Below are 18,258 nucleotides of genomic sequence, written 5' to 3' on the forward strand. Positions count from 1 at the left end.
CAAGTCCCTTCGAGTCGCGGCGGTGTTTGTTCGGAGAAAATCCGGGAAACCGCCGCAAAATACGAAAAGCAAACTGGTTAATACTATATCAGTCTTGATGAGATGGTTAAGAGCAAGCTTCATTCACAGCTTTTGAATTCAAATCAGTGTGACGAATTTGCCGCTCATATTCGAGTTCATCAACCGTGGCACTCCCGGAGGGAGAGCCAAGGCACTGTTTTGACACGCGCAGTGGCAACAGCCAGTGGAGACACACAGGCAGCGCAAACACGGTCAAGGCTGTCGCCGCCGCCTTCGCACTGCCCGGAATATTCGGAAGGATATCGCCCGGCCGGATCAGCCGGGGAGAAATCTTTGTCTGTGAAGCTTCGACAAACCCGTCCTAGAACGGGATCTCGTCGTCCATCGGGCCGCCACCGCCACTCGGGCCGCCAAAGCCGCCACCTTGTGACCCGCCGCCGCCCGAACTGCCGCCGTATCCACCGCCGCCGCCGCCAAAGCCGCCGCCGCCCTGGGAATCGTTGCCATAGTCAGGCAGACCGCCCGTCTGACCGCCTTCGCCGCGTCCGTCAAGCATGGTCAGGTTGGAATTGAACCCTTGCAGCACCACTTCCGTGGAGTACCGGTCCTGCCCGGACTGATCCTGCCATTTGCGCGTCTGCAGCTGACCCTCCAGGTAAACCTTGGAGCCCTTGCGCAGATACTGCTCGGCAACCTTGCACAGGCCTTCGTTGAAGATAACCACACGATGCCATTCGGTTTTTTCGCGCCGTTCACCGCTGTTGCGGTCACGCCAGGATTCAGACGTCGCGATCCGAAGATTGGCGATCGGACGACCGTCCTGAGTCCGGCGGATCTCCGGATCGGCACCCAGATTACCGACCAATATGACTTTGTTGACGCTGCCCGCCATCCTGTACTCCTGTTCATTACCAAGGCCGTTCCGGCTCTTCGTGCCGCCGAACGCATGCCGGCGGCAGACCGCTTGCCTGTTAAGCAGCCAGAAAGCAGAACCGTAACGACACTCCAACCGTTTCGCCGCAGTTTTCCCGCTTGAACCCTCATTTTCCACAAGGCAGGAGCGGGAAAACCGCGTTGTGTCCCGCATTCTTCAGCGTGGCAGGACAATCGTCGCGTTTGCAAGTTGCGATGTACTTGTTTTGTTCTTATCATTTCTGTACAAGAAACTCAATCGAACGACCGTATCCGAGGTATTTTTTCAGACAGCCATTTGGTCTCACTGGATGTTGCGCACATAGCTGCTATATCGGGTAGAGGCGATCTGGTGCCATGCGGTCGAAACCAGTTGCATTCCAATCAGCGGCAGGCACGGACCTGGCGCACCCCACGGCAGGAACCTTCAGAATGTCGAAGTCCGGAAACAGACGGAAAGAAGATAACTGGGCGCAGGATCCCACGAAGGTCATCAGCATCCGCGGTGCGCGCGAGCACAACCTCAAGGGTGTCGATCTTGACCTTCCGCGCGACAAGCTGATCGTCATGACGGGCCTTTCCGGCTCCGGCAAATCCTCGCTCGCATTCGACACGATCTACGCCGAAGGGCAAAGGCGGTATGTGGAGAGCCTGTCCGCCTATGCACGGCAGTTTCTCGAAATGATGCAAAAGCCCGACGTCGACCAGATCGACGGTCTGTCACCGGCAATTTCCATCGAGCAGAAAACCACGTCACGGAACCCCCGGTCCACGGTCGGTACGGTCACCGAAATCTACGACTACATGCGGCTTTTGTTTGCCCGTGTCGGCATTCCCTACTCGCCGGCTACCGGGCTGCCGATCGAAAGCCAGACCATCAGCCAGATGGTCGACAGGATCATGGAACTTGAGGAAGGGTCCCGGCTCTATCTGCTGGCGCCGATGGTGCGCGGGCGAAAGGGCGAGTACCGCAAGGAACTTGCCGAACTGATGAAAAAGGGGTTTCAGCGCGTCAAGATCGACGGAACCTTCCATGAGATTTCCGAAGCCCCTGCCCTCGACAAGAAATTCAAACACGACATCGATGTTGTCGTGGACCGGATTGTCGTGCGCGATGATATCGCAGGCAGACTGGCCGACTCGCTCGAAACGGCACTCAAGCTTGCCGACGGAATCGCCATTGCCGAGTCAGCCGACAAGACGGACGAAAAAGGCGATCCGGAACGGATTATCTTTTCCGAAAAATTCGCATGCCCGGTTTCCGGTTTCACGATCCCGGAAATCGAACCGCGCCTGTTTTCCTTCAACAATCCCTTCGGCGCGTGTCCCACCTGCGACGGCCTGGGAACAACGCTCGCCTTTGAAGAGGATCTCGTCGTTCCGGATCACTCGCTCTCCTTGCGCGAAGGGGCGGTCCTTCCCTGGGCAAAAACCGGCTCGACGTCACCCTATTATGCGCAGACACTCGAAGCGCTTTGCAGGCATTTCAAGGTGACGATGTCGACACCCTGGAAAGACCTTCCTGCAGACGTCCAGGACGCGATCCTTCACGGAACCGGGAAAACGGAGATCGAATTCGTTTATGACGACGGCGTGCGCAGCTACAAGACGGCAAAGGCTTTCGAAGGCGTTATCGGCAATATCGAGCGCCGTTGGCGGGAAACGGAATCGAGCTGGGTGCGTGAAGAGCTTGCACGCTTCCAGTCCGACCATGCCTGCCCTGCCTGCAGCGGTTACCGGCTGAAGCCAGAGGCGCTCGCCGTCAAGATCGCCGATCGTCATATCGGCGAGATCACCGAACTTTCCATTCGCGCCGCGAGGGACTGGTTCGATGCGCTGCCGGAGAAGCTGAGCGACAAACAATCCGAAATCGCCGGCAGAATTCTGAAGGAAATCCGCGAGCGGCTGAAGTTTCTGAACGATGTCGGTCTTGAATATCTGACCTTGTCACGTTCTTCCGGCACCCTGTCGGGCGGTGAAAGCCAGCGTATTCGCCTGGCTTCCCAGATCGGCTCCGGCCTGACTGGCGTGCTTTATGTTCTTGACGAACCTTCGATCGGGCTGCACCAGCGCGACAATGCCAGGCTTCTGGAAACACTGAAGCACCTGCGCGACCTCGGCAACACGGTCATCGTCGTCGAGCATGACGAAGATGCGGTCCTGACGGCGGATTATGTCGTCGATGTCGGCCCGGGCGCGGGTGTTCACGGCGGGCAAGTCGTCGCCAAAGGTTCGCCTTCCGAGATCATGGCGAACCCGAAATCCCTGACCGGTGAATATCTGTCCGGCAGCAAAATGATTTCGCGCCCGGACGGCCAGCGAAAGATCAACAAGAAACGCAAGATTTCCGTTCGGGGTGCACGCGGCAACAACCTCAAGGACATCGATGTGGATGTGCCGCTCAGCACGTTTACATGTGTCACTGGCGTCTCCGGAGGCGGTAAATCCACCTTCCTGATCGATACGCTCTACAAGGCCGCGGCGCGGCGTCTGAACGGTGCGCGCGACAATCCGGCCCCGCATGACCGCATCGAAGGCCTGGAAGTGCTGGACAAGGTCATCGATATCGATCAGTCCCCGATCGGGCGCACACCGCGCTCGAACCCGGCGACATATACAGGTGCCTTTACTCCCATCCGCGAATGGTTTGCCGGCATGCCGGAAGCCAAGGCACGCGGCTACCAGCCGGGCCGGTTTTCCTTCAACGTGAAGGGAGGCCGCTGTGAAGCGTGCCAGGGCGACGGCGTCATCAAGATCGAAATGCACTTTCTGCCGGACGTCTATGTCACATGCGATGTCTGCAAGGGAAAACGCTACAACCGGGAAACATTGGAAGTGGAGTTCAAGGGCAAGTCGATTGCCGACGTGCTCGACATGACCGTCGAAGAGGCGGCCGGTTTCTTTTCCGCTGTCCCGGCGGTTCGCGACAAGATGGAAACCCTGGCGCGCGTGGGTCTCGGTTACATCAAGGTGGGACAACAGGCGACAACCCTTTCGGGCGGCGAAGCGCAACGCGTCAAACTTGCGAAAGAACTGTCGAAGAGATCGACCGGCCGCACTCTCTACATTCTGGATGAACCGACGACCGGTCTTCACTTCCACGACGTTGCCAAATTGCTTGACGTTCTTCACGAACTTGTGGACCAGGGAAACACCGTCCTGGTGATCGAGCACAATCTCGAGGTCATCAAGACGGCGGACTGGATCATCGATCTCGGACCGGAAGGCGGCGATGGCGGGGGCACGGTTGTTGCCACCGGCCGCCCTGAGGATGTCGCAGAGATTGAGGCAAGCTACACGGGCCAGTTCCTTGGTGAACTTCTTCAGCGCCGCCCTCACCGTGCATCGGATGCCGCTGAATAGCGGCTCCCTGCCCCTTGATTCTTTTTGCATCGCACTTATCTCTTTATGTGACTGAATAAAGAGAACTTTATTGATGCCAATGAACTTGATCACATAAATTTTATTGCATTGCACAAACTGCATGCCAGTCATGCGGATATGGCACTTCTTTTATTTTAGTTGGTGAATTATATATCAAATCAACAACGACGCAGACGGCGAAACGTGCTGCGCAGCAAGGAATAAGAAAATGTTCGATACTGTGCGGAAAAAGTACAGCAACTGGGTTAGCTACCGTCGTGCGGTTGACGAATTGTCCCGCCTTTCGGTCAGAGAACTGCAGGATCTCGGCATCAGCCGTAGCGACATCAAGTTCGTCGCTCGCCGGGGATTTGACGGCATGTAATTTAGAGATCGCGTCCGCGGGCATCCTCCTCCCAGCCCAACGACGTGTGACACGCAGGACATCCTCCTCCCAGTCCTGCATCGTCGAAACGACGCCCGCCAGTACCTCCTCCCACTGGCGGGCGTTCGTTTGTCCGGCATCTGCTTCCAAAAAGTTTCAGGTCATACAATCTATTTCGCATTTGCGAGATGGAGATGGATTCCGCTTATCATTTTTTACATGTTTCATTTGTTAACTAATTGTATCTCTGCATTTTTTGCATATCAGCTTCGCGCTTTTCCCTCTACCTCGCAGTGCACCATTTTTCTATATACCGATTGTAAGAGATGAACGGGCCAGACGCCGATCCGCGGTGCCATGGCCATGAGATAGCGAAAGGCCTAAACCATGATTGATACTGTTGTACGCAAATACAATAACTGGAAACGCTTCCGTCAGACCTATGACGAACTGTCCAGCCTGACCAACCGTGAACTTGACGATCTCGGCATTGCACGCGCCGACATCAGCCGGTTCGCCCGCCAGGCCATCAAGTAACACCTGATTGCGGTCCGCAAGCATCCTCCTCCCAGCTTCCGGACTGCATTTGCTCTGCGCTTCACGCGCAGATGCTCAAAAAAAACACCTGCCGGTACCTCCTCCCACCGGCAGGTGTTTTTTTATGCGCGATCGCGCGAGGGGCAGAGGCAATCCTGAAGGAGTTTCCTGCCCCCAAAGCTTTGCCCACAAGCCCGATTTCATTCCAAAGCCGAGTTTGCGTCGAAAAACTGACAAACTTGACGCGTCCTGAAATCATTGCAGTGACCCGCCGTTGCCTGTAATCAGGGCGGAACGAATTTGACCGGACCGGCGCGCGGACGACCTTCGATCCCGAGGCCCGGATGAGACCCCAGGAAACTGAGATGAGCCCGATTCATGTCATTGGTGGCGGCTTGGCCGGATCCGAAGCCGCGTGGCAGATGGCCCAGGCCGGATTGAATGTCGTCCTTCACGAAATGCGGCCCGTCCGCAAGACGGATGCGCACCAGACGGATGGACTGGCCGAACTTGTCTGTTCCAACTCTTTCCGCTCGGACGATTCAGAGCAAAATGCGGTCGGGCTGATCCACCATGAATTGCGGCAGCTCGGTTCCCTGATCATGAACGCCGCCGACGCCAACCAGGTTCCTGCAGGAAGCGCGCTCGCCGTTGACCGGGAAGGATTTTCCAAAGCTGTCACGGAGGCACTCGAAAAACATCCGCTCATCCAGATCGAAAGAGACGAAGTGGCCGGATTGCCGCCGGAGGATTGGGAGAAAGTCATCATTGCGACCGGCCCCCTGACCTCACCTGCGCTCTCTGCGGCCGTTCTTGAAAGGTCGGGAGAAGATTCGCTGGCTTTCTTCGATGCGATTGCGCCGATTGTCCACTTTGACTCCGTAGACCTGTCAAAGGCCTGGTTCCAGTCGAGATATGACAAGGTCGGCCCCGGCGGCACAGGCAAGGATTACCTGAACTGTCCACTGGACAAGGACGGTTACGAAGCGTTTATCGACGCGCTTCTTGCGGGCGAAACCACCGATTTCAAGGAGTGGGAAGGCAATACTCCCTATTTCGACGGGTGCCTGCCGATTGAAGTCATGGCGTCGAGGGGACGCGAGACCCTCCGGCACGGACCGATGAAACCGATGGGCCTGACCAACGAACATCAACCTGACGTCAAGGCCTATGCCGTCGTTCAGCTTCGCCAGGACAACGCGCTCGGCACGCTCTACAACATGGTCGGCTTTCAGACGAAGTTGAAATACGGTGCCCAGGCCGACATTTTCCGCATGATTCCCGGGCTCGAAAACGCCCAGTTCGCCAGGCTTGGCGGTCTCCACAGAAACACCTTCTTGAATTCTCCGAAGGTGCTGGACGGGTCGCTGCGCCTCAACGCGGATCCGCGCATACGTTTTGCCGGACAGATCACGGGCTGTGAGGGTTATGTCGAATCGGCCAGCGTCGGCTGCATGGCAGGGCTGTTTGCCGTCATGGAAGCCCAGGGAAGAGACATCGCCGCCCCGCCACCCACCACAGCCATGGGAGCCCTGCTCGGACACATCACCGGTGGACACATCATACGCGAAGACGGAGCCGGAAAACCCCGGTCCTTCCAACCCATGAACGTCAATTTCGGCCTGTTTCCGCCTATTGAGACACCAACCAGAGATGCAGAGGGCAACAGGCTCAAGGGCAAGGAAAAAACCAGGGCCAAGAAACTTGCACTGACCAGCCGCGCAAAACAGGATTTTGCGGAATGGCAGGCGGGCCTCGCCACGGACGTGCTTGCCGCAGAGTGACGTGAAATCCGCAGCTCAGGTTTTCAGATGCGGGCAAGCGCACGCCGCGATCCGCGCCACAAGTGCCATTGTGTCTTGAGCTGCGACAACTCGACGACCTGTTTCAACGGGTCGAGGGTCTCCTGCTCAAGTCTCTTCAGATACGGTTCGACGAGTACGAGCGGCAGAAAGGCGTTGCCGCAGCTTTCGGGCACGTTGGACGATTCGCCGCGCACCCGGTTCAGATGATGCCGCACATGGTCGCGCATTTCCGCGAGCACGGCACGAAGCTGTGGCGTCGTTTCCCCGCGGAACACGGTCTCGGGATCGAGCCCATGTCTTTCACAGACATCTGCGGGCAGGAACATCTGCCTGCGAGACGTGTGCCAGGGCAAGGACCGCATCAATCCGGTGAGCGCATAGGCAACGCCGGCATGACCTGCTGCTGTTGACGTTCGCGGATCGACGCCCTGATTGAGGATCAGGCAGGCGAGCTGGATCACGCCCGAGACGGTTTCGCCCGCATAACCTTCCAGTTCGTTGAGGCCCGGCATCGGATCGTCATAAAGGTCGAAGATCCGGGCCTCGGTCATGGCAATGAGACCATGCCGCGGAAGCGCATAAGTCTCGATGGTCTGAAGAAGCGCGTTTGCAACGGGATTTGCCGCTGCCGCTCCGTGTTCCGTTCCCTCCAGCAGATCGCGCCACCATTGCAGACGGACTTCGCCCGGAAGCGGTTCGGAAACCACGTCGCGAACGCGCGCGATTTCCGCATTGAACGCGTAAAGCGCCATCAGCGCCGGACGATGTGTCTCCGGTGCCAGAAGAGCGCAGAGGTACCTGTCCCTGTCATATTGGCGTGCCGTTTCGGCTGCATGATCAAAGTCGCTGGTCATAGACGCCCATATGGCACGGATGAGGAATTAGTCCACCGGCAGAAGGGCGGCAGCGACGGCCCGGTCTTCGGACAGAAGAACGTTGAAAGTCCTGATTGCCGCGCCGGTCGACATCGGGTCGGCCAGGATCGAAGCTTCCCGGAACAGCGTCTTCAGATCGGGAGAAAGCGGCCGCAGGTCCGCGCCAGTTCCGACAAGAAGGACTTCAATGTCCTCCTGCTCCTGAAACACCCGCTCAAACGCCTCTTCGGTGAATTGAGAAGGATCGCTTACATGCCAGCCGTAGATGCCGCTGGGGACACAGAGCAGCGCCCCCAGATGCGACATGTTCGCGAAACGAAATCCGCCATTGCCGTAGGCATCGATGGGGGCACGGCCCGGAAAATGGGCGTCGCGAATCTCCATCGTGCCGTTCCCTAAGCCGTTGCCTTGGCTTTCGCATCCTTCTCGTCGTCGTCATTTTTCGACATAGCGTCCGGACGAAGGTTCAAAAGGATCAGGAAGGGAGCTGCAAGGAAGATCGACGAATAGGTTCCGATCACGATACCGAAGATCATCGCCAGCGTGAAAGACTGGATAACCTCACCACCGAACACATAGAGCGCAATCAGCGCCAAAAGCGTTGTGACAGAGGTCATCGTCGTGCGCGACAGCGTTTCGTTGATGGACTGGTCAAGGATGTCTGTCAGCGGCCGCTTCTTGTACTTGCGCAGGTTTTCGCGAATCCGGTCGTAAACCACAACGGTGTCGTTGAGCGAATAACCGATGATGGTCAGAACCGCCGCGATACTCGATAGTGAAAAATCGAGTTGCAGCAGCACGAACAACCCGATCGTTACGACAACATCGTTTGCGGTCGTCAGGATCGCGCCGACGGCGAAGTGCCACTCGAAGCGGAACCAGATATAGATCATGATTGCCAGCAGCGCCGCGGCGACCGCGATGGCACCGGCCTGGGCGAGCTCTCCCGAGACACGCGGCCCCACGACTTCAACGCGGCGGAAATCGACATTGTCGTCCGCAAAGATCGTGCGCACGTTCTGAACCACCGTCTGCTGGGCGAGTTCGCCGCCCGGCTGTTCTTCGACGCGGATCAGGATATCGTCAGGCGCGCCGAATTCCTGCACCTGCACGTCACCCAGGTTGAGGGCCGACAGTTCAGAGCGGATCGCACCGATATCCGCGGGTCCGTCCGTCTTGATTTCAATGATCGTCCCGCCCTTGAAGTCGATCCCGTAGTTCATGCCAACGGTGAAAAAACCGGCGAGAGACGCGATGACAAGTATGATCGACAGCGGAAAGCTGAACTTCCGCAGCCACATGAACTTGATGTGCGTGTTGTCCGGAACGAGTCTTAGCAACATTTCTTTTTCCCCGGATCAGATCGGAAGTTCGGAAGGCCTGCGGCGCCGAATCCAAAGCGCAACCAGCAAGCGGCTGAAGGTGAAGGCGCAGAAGACGGTCGTGAAAATCCCGATCGCGAGCGTAACCGCAAAACCACGGACCGGTCCCGAACCGAGCTGGAACAGGATAACAGCCGCAATCAGCGTGGTGATGTTGGCATCAAGGATGGTGCCAAGCGCGCGGCTGTAGCCCGCATCGATGGCCGATATTACAGATCTCCCGGCTCGCGACTCCTCGCGTATTCGCTCGAAAATCAGAACGTTTGCATCAACCGCCATACCGATCGTCAGCACAATGCCGGCAATACCTGGCAACGTGAGTGTTGCCTGAAGCACCGTGAGTGCACCGAAGATCAGGAAGATGTTCGTCATCAACGCAAGATCGGCGATAATCCCGAAACGGCCATAGGCCAGGATCATAAATATGACAACGGCAGCGCCCGCGATGATCGACGCGATCTGGCCTGCCTCGATGGAGTCCGCACCAAGACCGGGACCAATGGAGCGTTCCTCGATGACGGTCAATTGCGCCGGCAGTGCGCCTGCCCGCAAGAGCGTTGAGAGGTCCTGTGCAGCTTCAATTGTGAAGTCGCCGGAAATCTGCCCCGAGCCGCCAATGATCGGTTCACGGATCACGGGCGCCGAGATCACCTCTTCGTCCAACACGATCGCGAACGGATAGTTGACATTTTCGGTCGTTACCCTCGCAAATTCCCGCGCTCCCGACTGGTTGAAACGGAAAGTTACGACCGGTTCGTTCGAATACTGGCCGAATGCGACCTGGGCATCGACCAGATCCTCACCTTCAAGCAGTGGTTTCGTTTCCAGAAGATATGGAATCGGAGGGTCGTCGACCGACATGAAGACGGACGTGCCCGCAGGCGGCCTGCCTTGCATGGCCTGTTCGCCGGTCATGTTGCGGTCAACAAGATGAAAGGACAGTTTGGCTGTTGTCCCGATAATATCCTTGAGGCGCTCCGGATCGCCCTCGCCCGGCGCTTCCACGAGAATCCGGTCGGTGCCCTGTCTTTGAATATTCGGTTCCGTGGTGCCGAGTTCGTCCACCCTGCGGCGGATGACTTCAATCGACTGCTGAACAATGGCCTGGAGCCGGTTGTCGAGGCCTGCTTCGGAATATGTGAAGCGAATGAGCCCGTTGTCTTCGACACTCATGTCGAATTCGTCCACCGGCTGGCCGCCGAACAGGTTTGATACCAGTGGATTGACCAGCGGTGCGAGACGTTCTCTCGCCTCATCAAGGCGTGTCAGGTCCCGGATTCTGACTTGAACAGAGTCCGGTCTGGCATCAAGCCCGGTGTAGCCGATCCTAGGGTTTTCCCGCAGCGTATCCCGCACATCGCTTTCAAGCGCTATGAAGCGCTTCTCGATGTAATCGGCCTGATCGACCTCATAAAGCAGATAGGCGCCGCCCTGAAGGTCAAGTCCCAGCACCATCTGGTTTTTCGGCAGGAAGTCAGGCCAGCTTTCCAGTTGTTTGGCCGAGAAGAAATTCGGCAAGGTCGTGATGAAACCTGCGGCAACGACAACCAGGATCAACACAATTTTCCAACGGGCGAAATGGAGCATGTTTAAGCCTTAATACGGCCGGACGGACCCCTGTCCGGCCGGCAAATAGATCGGAGCGGGCCGTTCGCTTAAGCGTTCTCTTTGGCGGGCTCGGACTTGGAGCGCACTTCCTGAACCATGGAACGAACCACGCGGACCTTGACGCCCTCGGACAGCTCCACCTGAAGTTCACTGTCATCTACCACCTTGGAGACTTTGCCGATAAGCCCACCCGTGGTCACAATGGTGTCACCGCGGCGCAAGTTGGAAACCATTTCCTGATGCTGCTTCATTCGCTGACGCTGCGGCCGGATGATCAGGAAATACATGATCGCAAAAATGGCCACGAATGGCAGGATCTGGATCAGGAAACCCGGACCTGCAGCTCCGGCGGATTGCGCGTACGCTGGGGTGATGAACATTCAACTCTCCTAGGTGGCGTTTGTTAGGCGTCTTGCCTCTCGGCAAAAGGATCAAACGCACTGAATTCTGGTGGCGCGGACTATAACGGCGGCGCGCCTCATTTCAAGCTTTGCAAGCGAATTCTGGCGTACCGGTATGGGAATAACAGATGTTTTCGCCTTCCCTGCCCCATGCTACTCCTCCCGCCACATGCTTCAGGGCCTCACATGGGCCTTTTTGATTGGGGTTGCAAGAAAAATGAACTCGCAAAACGACCTTGCATCTTTGAATGCCAAACTCGATTCCCTGATTGAATTGATCGGGAGGGCGGTGCCGCATCGCGCCGAGACACCGGACTGGACTAGCGCAGATGCCTTTGTCTGGGTTCCGGACCCTGGAAACCTCCAGCCCGTAAAGAAGGTCAACCGGGTCGAACTCTCGCTCCTGTGCGCCGTTTCACGCGTCCGCGACCTGCTGATGGACAACACGAGACGGTTTTCCGAAGGATTGCCGGCGAACAACGCCCTGTTGTGGGGCGCACGCGGCATGGGCAAGTCGTCGCTGGTCAAGGCAGCACACGCGGCCATCAATCAGGAAAGACAGAGTTCCGACCTGAAGCTGATCGAGATCCACCGCGAAGACATCGAATCGTTGCCCGGATTGATGTCGCTCATCCGGTCGGCCCCTTTCCGGTTCGTCATTTTCTGCGACGACCTGAGTTTCGACAATGACGATACTTCGTACAAATCGCTCAAGGCGGTTCTTGAAGGCGGGATCGAAGGCCGTCCGGACAACGTGATTTTCTATGCGACCTCCAACAGGCGTCACCTGTTGCCGCGCGACATGATCGAAAACGAGCGCTCAACGGCGATCAATCCTGCCGAAGCCGTGGAAGAAAAGGTTTCCCTGTCCGACCGTTTCGGTCTCTGGCTCGGGTTTCACAAATGCAGCCAGGATGATTATCTCGATATGGTGCGGGGTTACATCGCATTCCACAATCTGGAAATCCCCGAGGAAGACTGGCGTCCCGACGCCCTGGAATGGGCGACCACCCGAGGCAGCCGCTCCGGGCGTGTCGCCTATCAGTTCATCCAGGACCTCGCGGGACGTCTGGGCAAGGCGCTGACGTAAAAAAGCCCGGCACCGGCCGGGCTTTCAGCAGTTCGACCTGCGCTCGTCAGCGTTTCGGAAGATGGTTCAGCGGGTCGACGGGCTTGTTGCCCTTGCGCAGTTCGAAGTGCACCTGCGGCTGGTTCACCGATCCGGTTGCGCCGGCAAGGCCGATCACATCACCGCGGCGAATGGTGTCACCACGTTTGACCTTCAGTTCGCTGTTATGGGCATAGGCCGAGACCCAGCCTTCGCTGTGACGGACCAGGACGAGGTTGCCATAGCCTTTCAGCTCGTTACCCGAATAGATCACTGTACCGTCGTCAGCAGCCTTCACAGGCGTTCCTTCCGGCACGGCCAGGTTCACGCCCTCGTTCTTGCCTCCACCCGGCTTGGTGCCGAAGTCGGAGATGATCCGGCCGCGAACCGGCCAGCGGAACTTGGCGTCAGACGATACGGCATCCTTTGACGTGCCATCGACTTTCGGCGTCTTGATGGGTTCTGTCGGACGCGGCTCCTGCGTCAACGCCGGCTGCGGCAGGGCAACCTTCTGAACAGGGGCAGATGGGGCGGCGACTGCCGGGGCAGCGACAGTTTTGGTCCTGGTCGGCGTCGCCGTGGAAATCGACGCGGTCGTCAGGCTTGCGTTTGAAACGGCCGGCTTGCGCTTCGGCAGTGCCGTGACCTGAACAACGTCCACTTCTTCAACAACCGACTCGCTCACGCTGATCTGGGTAAAGGTCGGCTGCGCAACAGGCTTGCGTCCCGGACGCGGCGCATTTCCCGAACTTGTCGGCACAGAACCGGTCACGACGGTTTCGTTTCGCGCAACCTTGGGCAATTTAACCTTGCCGTTCTCGCCTTCCGTCGCGCTGGAATGGCCATTGCGATCGGAATAGACATAGGTCGGGATGACAATGCTCTGACCGGGCTTTACCTGATTGGCATTGTCGATGCCGTTGACGGAGGCTACGGCCTGCACCGGGACACCGTAACGGCGGGAGATCGAATTCAGGCTGTCGCCCTGGCGAACCGTGACGCGCGTGCCACCGGTCCCAGTCCAGCCTTTCCAGTCCTTGCCATTGGACGCACTGACCGTTTCAGGCGCTGGCAGTGTCGACACCGGCGATGCCGTTTGGCTGGCGGGAGCGGTTGCGACGGCTGGAGCCGGCAGGGGCGCAGACTGAATGTCTGACCGCTGCCTGGTTACGGAGCCCGTCGTAACCGGCGCAGAACCTGACTGGGGCAATCCCGCAGACGTTCCGCCCGGACCGTTGGCTATGTCCTGATAAGTCGGCTGAGCAGGTGCAGGTGCCCCGTTCAGGATCTCACGCTGATTTTGCGTATTTCCTGTGTAGTAAGGGGGCTCTCCAAACCGCTCGACGGCGCTGGAACACCCAGAGAGAAATACTGCAACGAGTGATACTGTCGCCGCTTTGCTCAGTAGATCCCCGCGGAGGGAACGCATCCGCTTTTTCATCGCCTATACTCATACCGCTAACAATGGCTGTTATGGTTAAGAGTAAACGGCAGTAAGGTTTATAAAGGCTAAAGATACACCGCGAATACCATGAAAATGGCCCGTTTCCGTCGATTTTTCGTGCGAATTACCTTTTCCTACCTACGCAACATAGTAAATCCGGGGCGACTCATCTCCCGGGATTCGCAAGACCGCTGTGTCATAGACCCTTTATCAGGCTCAGAGTTTCATCGCGATTCCAGGTTGCAGCATCACCGTTCTCACCTGCATCAGTGTGTCGGCGGTCATCACGCTTTCGGACTTGGTGAAACGGATCAGTGATTGCGGCTGCCGCGCCTGTCCGATCGGTGCTACCAGCACGCCGCCCGGTTTCAGCTGTTGGACCCACTTGTCCGGAACAGACGTGAGTGCAGCGGTGACCACGATGCGGTCGAAAGGACCTTTCTGCTTCAGACCGTCAAAGCCGTCAGCCTGCGTTGCAGAGATATTGTCCAGCTTCAGGGCCGCAAAGCGGCGGTTGGCCAGATCGGTCAATGTCGAGAACCGATCGACCGTTTCAACCCGTTCTGCCAGATGTCCCATGACGGCCGACTGGTAGCCGGAACCGGTTCCGATCTCCAGCACAGAGTGATCAGGTGCTATATCCAGCGCCTGAACCGTGAAGGCCACCATGGATGGAGCCGACAACGTCTGACCGCATTCGATCGGCAGGGTGATGTCGTCATAGGCAAGACCGTGGTGCCGGGCCGGAAGGAAAAGACGTCTTGGCACGCGTTCAATAGCCGTCAGGACATCTCTGGCACCGACACCGCGCTGTCTCAACGTCAACACGAGTGCGGCACGCGCCTCTGCCTCGTCCGGCAGTGCTGACGATTGCTTTGCCCCTTCGTCGCCGGGCGGGAGACCGGCCATGCACAACTCCCCTTCGCGGGTTTATTTCAGCGCATCATTCAAATGACCCAGGAGATCGTGCGCCGTCAGATCTATGCGTAGCGGGGAAACGGACACATATCCATCGGCAATTGCCTGCAGGTCCGAATTATCAAATACGGATTTGCCCCTCTCCCGGAAACGGAGCCAATAGTAGGGATAGCCCCGGCCGTCCTGACGCTCGTCTATCGTCAAACCACTTTGTTCGTGGTGCCCCTGAACCGTGACCCTGGCGCCCTTCACGTCGTCCGGGGCGCATGCGGGAAAATTGACGTTGAGCAGACTGTAGGGTGGCAGTTCGAAGTCGATGAGTTTCGCGAACAGGTCTGGAGCATGGGTCTCCGCGACGGCATAATTCGGTTCCGCACGGACGTCCCAGTTGTAGGCCTGAGACACGGCGATCGAGCGAATGCCGAGAATGGCCCCTTCCATGGCTCCGGCAACGGTGCCCGAGTAGGTGACGTCTTCCGCGATGTTCTGTCCGCGGTTGATCCCGGACAGGACAAGATCGGGTTTCCCTTTCAGGACGTTGTGCACGCCCATGATCACGCAATCCGTCGGCGTGCCCTTGACGGCAAAATGCCGCTCATCAAGTGCGCGCAACCTCAACGGATCATTGAGTGTCAAGGAGTGTGCGACGCCGCTTTGATCGGTTTCAGGCGCAATGACCCAGACATCGTCCGACAACGTGCGCGCGATGCGCTCCAGAGCCGTCAGTCCCGGAGAGTGAATTCCGTCATCGTTCGTGATCAGGATACGCATGCGGAATTTCTCCTTCCGGATCGAGATAATGCAAATGCGAGCCAAGGGCCCTTGGCGCACGGTGCGGGAAACGGGCGGAAAACCGAGCTTTCCGCCCGCCCTCGTCTTCAGCCGTCAGCCGATCTTTTCCAGTCCGCCCATATAGGGCCGCAATACGTCCGGCACAGTGACCGTTCCGTCGCCGTTCTGGTAGTTCTCAAGAACCGCGATCAGGGCCCGGCCGACAGCGATGCCGGATCCGTTCAGTGTGTGAACGTGAACGGGCTGCTTGCTGTCCGCCGGCCTGAAGCGCGCGTTCATGCGGCGCGCCTGAAAGTCGCCGCAGACCGAGCACGAGGAAATCTCGCGGTAGGCGTCCTGGCCCGGCAGCCAGACTTCAATATCGTATGTCTTGCGCGCTCCGAAGCCCATGTCCCCCGTGCACAAGGTCATGACCCGGTAGTGCAGACCGAGTTTTTGCAGCACCTTTTCCGCGCAGTCGAGCATGCGGTCCAGTTCGTCCAGCGACGTCTCGGGAGTCGTGACCGATACCAGTTCGCATTTCTGAAACTGGTGCTGGCGCAACATACCACGCGTGTCGCGTCCGGCAGACCCGGCTTCCGATCTGAAACAATAGGTCAGTGCCGTTACGCGAAGCGGCAGGCTGTCTTCCGCAACGATTTCTCCGGCCACCAGATTCGTCAGCGGTACTTCCGCGGTTGGAATCAGATAGTGATCCGTCGTCGTCTTGAAGAGATCCTCTTCGAATTTCGGCAGCTGGCTCGTCCCGAACAGCGGGCTGTCGTTGACAAGAAGCGGCGGCGACACTTCCGTATAGCCGTGGTCCTCGGTGTGCAGATCGATCATGAACTGTCCGAGCGCGCGCTCAAGACGTGCAATCTGACCCTTCAAGACAACAAAGCGCGAACCGGACAGCCTGGCAGCTGTTGCGAAGTCCATGTCGCCGAGCGCCTCGCCGAGTTCAAAATGCTCCTTCGGAGCTTCGTTGAACTGGAAGGTCGGCTTTTCGCCGTGCGTTTTCAAAAGGGCATTGTCGTTTTCGTCCTTGCCCGTCGGCACGTCTTCATGCGGCAGGTTCGGAATGACGGCCATTGCCGCTTCCAGGTCGCCAACCAGCCGGCGCTCTTCCTCTTCGCCCGACTGAATGAACGCCTTGATCTGCGCGACCTCGTCGATCAGTTCCTGCGCGCGTGCATCATCGCCCGAGCCCTTGGCCTTGCCGATTTCCTTGGAAGCCGCGTTGCGCCGTTCCTGAGCGTCTTGAAGTTTCGTGATGTGGGAGCGGCGGGAATCATCCAGTGCAATCAGTTTGGCCGAAGACGCTTCAAAACCGCGTCTGGCCAGGGCCTGGTCGAAACTGTCCGGGTTTTCCCGTATCCACTTTATGTCAAACATCTTCACTTCCCGACTAACGGTCGTTGTTAAAACCATCCGTCCGGGAGACAAAAGAACGCCGACTGAAAGGGTTTCAGGCTGTCGCGTCTTCCGCTTCGCGTTCAGCTTCCCGCTGCGCGCGTTGGCGCTCTACCAGCCTCACGGACAGAATGGAGACTTCGTAGAGAAGCAAAGTGGGGAGCGCAAGACCGATCTGCGAGATCGGATCGGGGGGTGTCAAAATTGCAGCAGCCGCGAACGCGCCGACAATCGCATATTTACGTTTCTTTTTCAGATCCTCGGAACTGACCAGACCCGCACGTCCCATCAGGGTCAGGACGACCGGCAACTGGAAGACCAGGCCGAAGGCGAAAATCAGGATCATGATGAGACCGAGATATTCACTCACCTTTGCCAGGTGCTGAATGGCAACCTGCCCCTCACCGGGAAGCTGTTCCTGGGACAGGAAAAAGCCCATCGCCATCGGCATCACGAGGAAATAGACCAGACATGCGCCAATCAGGAACAGGATCGGCGTCGCGACGAGAAACGGCAGAAACGCCCCGCGCTCGTGCTTGTAGAGGCCGGGGGCGACGAACATGTAGATCTGGCTGGCGATCACCGGGAAAGCCAGAAACAGCGCGCCGAACAAGGCGAGTTTCAGCTGGGTGAAAAACCATTCCTGCGGCGCGGTGAAGATCATCTCCACGGGATGTCCCTCGCCGACGGCGCGCAGATATGGGATCGTCAGGATGTTGTAGATGTCGGTCGCGAAATAGAAGCAGACGACGAACATCACCAGGATCGCGCCGATGGACCACATCAGTCGCTGTCGCAGTTCGATCAGATGTTCGATCAAGGGCGCCTTTGAGGCGTCGATATCATCCTGGCTCATGCCTTAACATCTTCCGTCGCCGGAGCCTTGTCCGGCGTGTTCGCGGTATCGGCCTTTGCGACCGCCGGTTTCGGTTCGGCAGGCGCCGTGCCGGTCTCCGCCGCGGGGGCCGTGTCCGGGGCCGCTTCCGTGTCGGCAGACGCCGGTTTGGTCGTCATCGGCCTGGACGCCTTTTGCGCAGCGTCTTCCTCGATCGATTTCTTCAGGTCGCCAAGAGGATTGAAATTGGCAACGTCCTCGACCTGTTTTTTCATGTCCGCGATGTCGGCCTGCTGCTCGGCTTCACGCAGGGCATCATTGAACGTCGACTGGAATTCACGCGACATGCGCCGCATTTTCCCCAGTGTCTGCCCAAGCGTGCGCAACATGCGCGGCAGGTCTTTTGGCCCTACGACGATGATTGCAATACACGCAATCACCATGAGCTCGGTCCAGCCGATATCGAACATGAGAACTCTC

General features: G+C 58.0%; 17 protein-coding genes. 5 read left to right on the forward strand and 12 right to left on the reverse strand.

Annotated elements, in window-relative coordinates; genetic code table 11:
* Positions 1–382: 382 nt before the first annotated feature.
* The gene (locus RBB49_RS21645; protein ID WP_306144980.1) at positions 383–913 is read right to left on the reverse strand and encodes a single-stranded DNA-binding protein; all 531 of its coding nucleotides are present in this window, start codon (positions 911–913) and stop codon (positions 383–385) included.
* A 452-nt stretch (positions 914–1,365) separates the two neighbouring features.
* On the opposite strand from RBB49_RS21645, the gene uvrA reads away from it, so the two are divergent.
* From uvrA to trmFO, 4 genes are all read left to right on the forward strand, one after another.
* Positions 1,366–4,296 (forward strand): excinuclease ABC subunit UvrA, encoded by a 2,931-nt coding sequence (gene uvrA / locus RBB49_RS21650; RefSeq protein WP_306144981.1) that lies wholly within the window; start codon positions 1,366–1,368, stop codon positions 4,294–4,296.
* Positions 4,297–4,525: 229 nt separating this feature from the next.
* The gene (locus RBB49_RS21655) at positions 4,526–4,681 is read left to right on the forward strand and encodes a DUF1127 domain-containing protein (RefSeq protein WP_306144982.1); all 156 of its coding nucleotides are present in this window, start codon (positions 4,526–4,528) and stop codon (positions 4,679–4,681) included.
* A 387-nt stretch (positions 4,682–5,068) separates the two neighbouring features.
* Complete coding sequence (locus RBB49_RS21660) at positions 5,069–5,218, forward strand: DUF1127 domain-containing protein (protein ID WP_306144983.1); 150 nt, start codon at positions 5,069–5,071, stop codon at positions 5,216–5,218.
* Between the two features lie 365 nt (positions 5,219–5,583).
* A complete protein-coding gene (gene trmFO / locus RBB49_RS21665; protein ID WP_306144984.1) occupies positions 5,584–7,002 on the forward strand; it encodes a methylenetetrahydrofolate--tRNA-(uracil(54)-C(5))-methyltransferase (FADH(2)-oxidizing) TrmFO in 1,419 nt (472 codons plus the stop codon).
* A 23-nt stretch (positions 7,003–7,025) separates the two neighbouring features.
* Here the strand turns inward: trmFO and RBB49_RS21670 are convergent, their stop codons facing one another.
* From RBB49_RS21670 to yajC, 5 genes are all read right to left on the reverse strand, one after another.
* Positions 7,026–7,877, reverse strand: coding sequence for a phytoene/squalene synthase family protein (locus RBB49_RS21670; RefSeq protein WP_306144985.1), 852 nt, complete (start codon positions 7,875–7,877; stop codon positions 7,026–7,028).
* A 27-nt stretch (positions 7,878–7,904) separates the two neighbouring features.
* Complete coding sequence (locus RBB49_RS21675; RefSeq protein WP_306144986.1) at positions 7,905–8,282, reverse strand: Mth938-like domain-containing protein; 378 nt, start codon at positions 8,280–8,282, stop codon at positions 7,905–7,907.
* 11 nt (positions 8,283–8,293) lie between these two features.
* A complete protein-coding gene (gene secF, locus RBB49_RS21680; protein WP_306144987.1) occupies positions 8,294–9,241 on the reverse strand; it encodes a protein translocase subunit SecF in 948 nt (315 codons plus the stop codon).
* 15 nt (positions 9,242–9,256) lie between these two features.
* Complete coding sequence (gene secD, locus RBB49_RS21685) at positions 9,257–10,867, reverse strand: protein translocase subunit SecD (protein WP_306144988.1); 1,611 nt, start codon at positions 10,865–10,867, stop codon at positions 9,257–9,259.
* Positions 10,868–10,935: 68 nt separating this feature from the next.
* Positions 10,936–11,268 carry a preprotein translocase subunit YajC gene (yajC, locus tag RBB49_RS21690; protein WP_306144989.1) on the reverse strand — a complete coding sequence of 111 codons (333 nt, stop codon included), beginning with the start codon at positions 11,266–11,268 and terminating at the stop codon, positions 10,936–10,938.
* A 238-nt stretch (positions 11,269–11,506) separates the two neighbouring features.
* Here yajC and RBB49_RS21695 point away from each other — a divergent pair, with 238 nt between their 5' ends.
* The gene (locus tag RBB49_RS21695) at positions 11,507–12,379 is read left to right on the forward strand and encodes an ATP-binding protein (protein WP_306144990.1); all 873 of its coding nucleotides are present in this window, start codon (positions 11,507–11,509) and stop codon (positions 12,377–12,379) included.
* A gap of 46 nt (positions 12,380–12,425) precedes the next feature.
* Here the strand turns inward: RBB49_RS21695 and RBB49_RS21700 are convergent, their stop codons facing one another.
* The 6 genes from RBB49_RS21700 to tatB form a co-directional block, all read right to left on the reverse strand.
* Positions 12,426–13,481 (reverse strand): M23 family metallopeptidase, encoded by a 1,056-nt coding sequence (locus tag RBB49_RS21700; RefSeq protein ID WP_306144991.1) that lies wholly within the window; start codon positions 13,479–13,481, stop codon positions 12,426–12,428.
* Between the two features lie 576 nt (positions 13,482–14,057).
* A complete protein-coding gene (locus RBB49_RS21705; protein WP_306144992.1) occupies positions 14,058–14,750 on the reverse strand; it encodes a protein-L-isoaspartate(D-aspartate) O-methyltransferase in 693 nt (230 codons plus the stop codon).
* Positions 14,751–14,771: 21 nt separating this feature from the next.
* On the reverse strand, positions 14,772–15,530 hold the full coding sequence (surE, locus tag RBB49_RS21710; protein ID WP_306144993.1) for a 5'/3'-nucleotidase SurE: 759 nt from the start codon (positions 15,528–15,530) through the stop codon (positions 14,772–14,774).
* A 114-nt stretch (positions 15,531–15,644) separates the two neighbouring features.
* Positions 15,645–16,925: a serine--tRNA ligase gene (gene serS, locus RBB49_RS21715; RefSeq protein ID WP_306144994.1), complete on the reverse strand. Its 1,281-nt coding sequence runs from the start codon at positions 16,923–16,925 to the stop codon at positions 15,645–15,647.
* Between the two features lie 73 nt (positions 16,926–16,998).
* The gene (gene tatC / locus RBB49_RS21720; protein ID WP_306144995.1) at positions 16,999–17,799 is read right to left on the reverse strand and encodes a twin-arginine translocase subunit TatC; all 801 of its coding nucleotides are present in this window, start codon (positions 17,797–17,799) and stop codon (positions 16,999–17,001) included.
* Positions 17,796–18,248 carry a Sec-independent protein translocase protein TatB gene (tatB, locus tag RBB49_RS21725; RefSeq protein WP_306144996.1) on the reverse strand — a complete coding sequence of 151 codons (453 nt, stop codon included), beginning with the start codon at positions 18,246–18,248 and terminating at the stop codon, positions 17,796–17,798. The genes tatC and tatB overlap by 4 nt, the downstream gene beginning before the upstream one ends.
* Positions 18,249–18,258: the final 10 nt, after the last annotated feature.

Source organism: Roseibium sp. MMSF_3412, assembly GCF_030733265.1.
Classification (GTDB): Bacteria; Pseudomonadota; Alphaproteobacteria; order Rhizobiales; family Stappiaceae; genus Roseibium.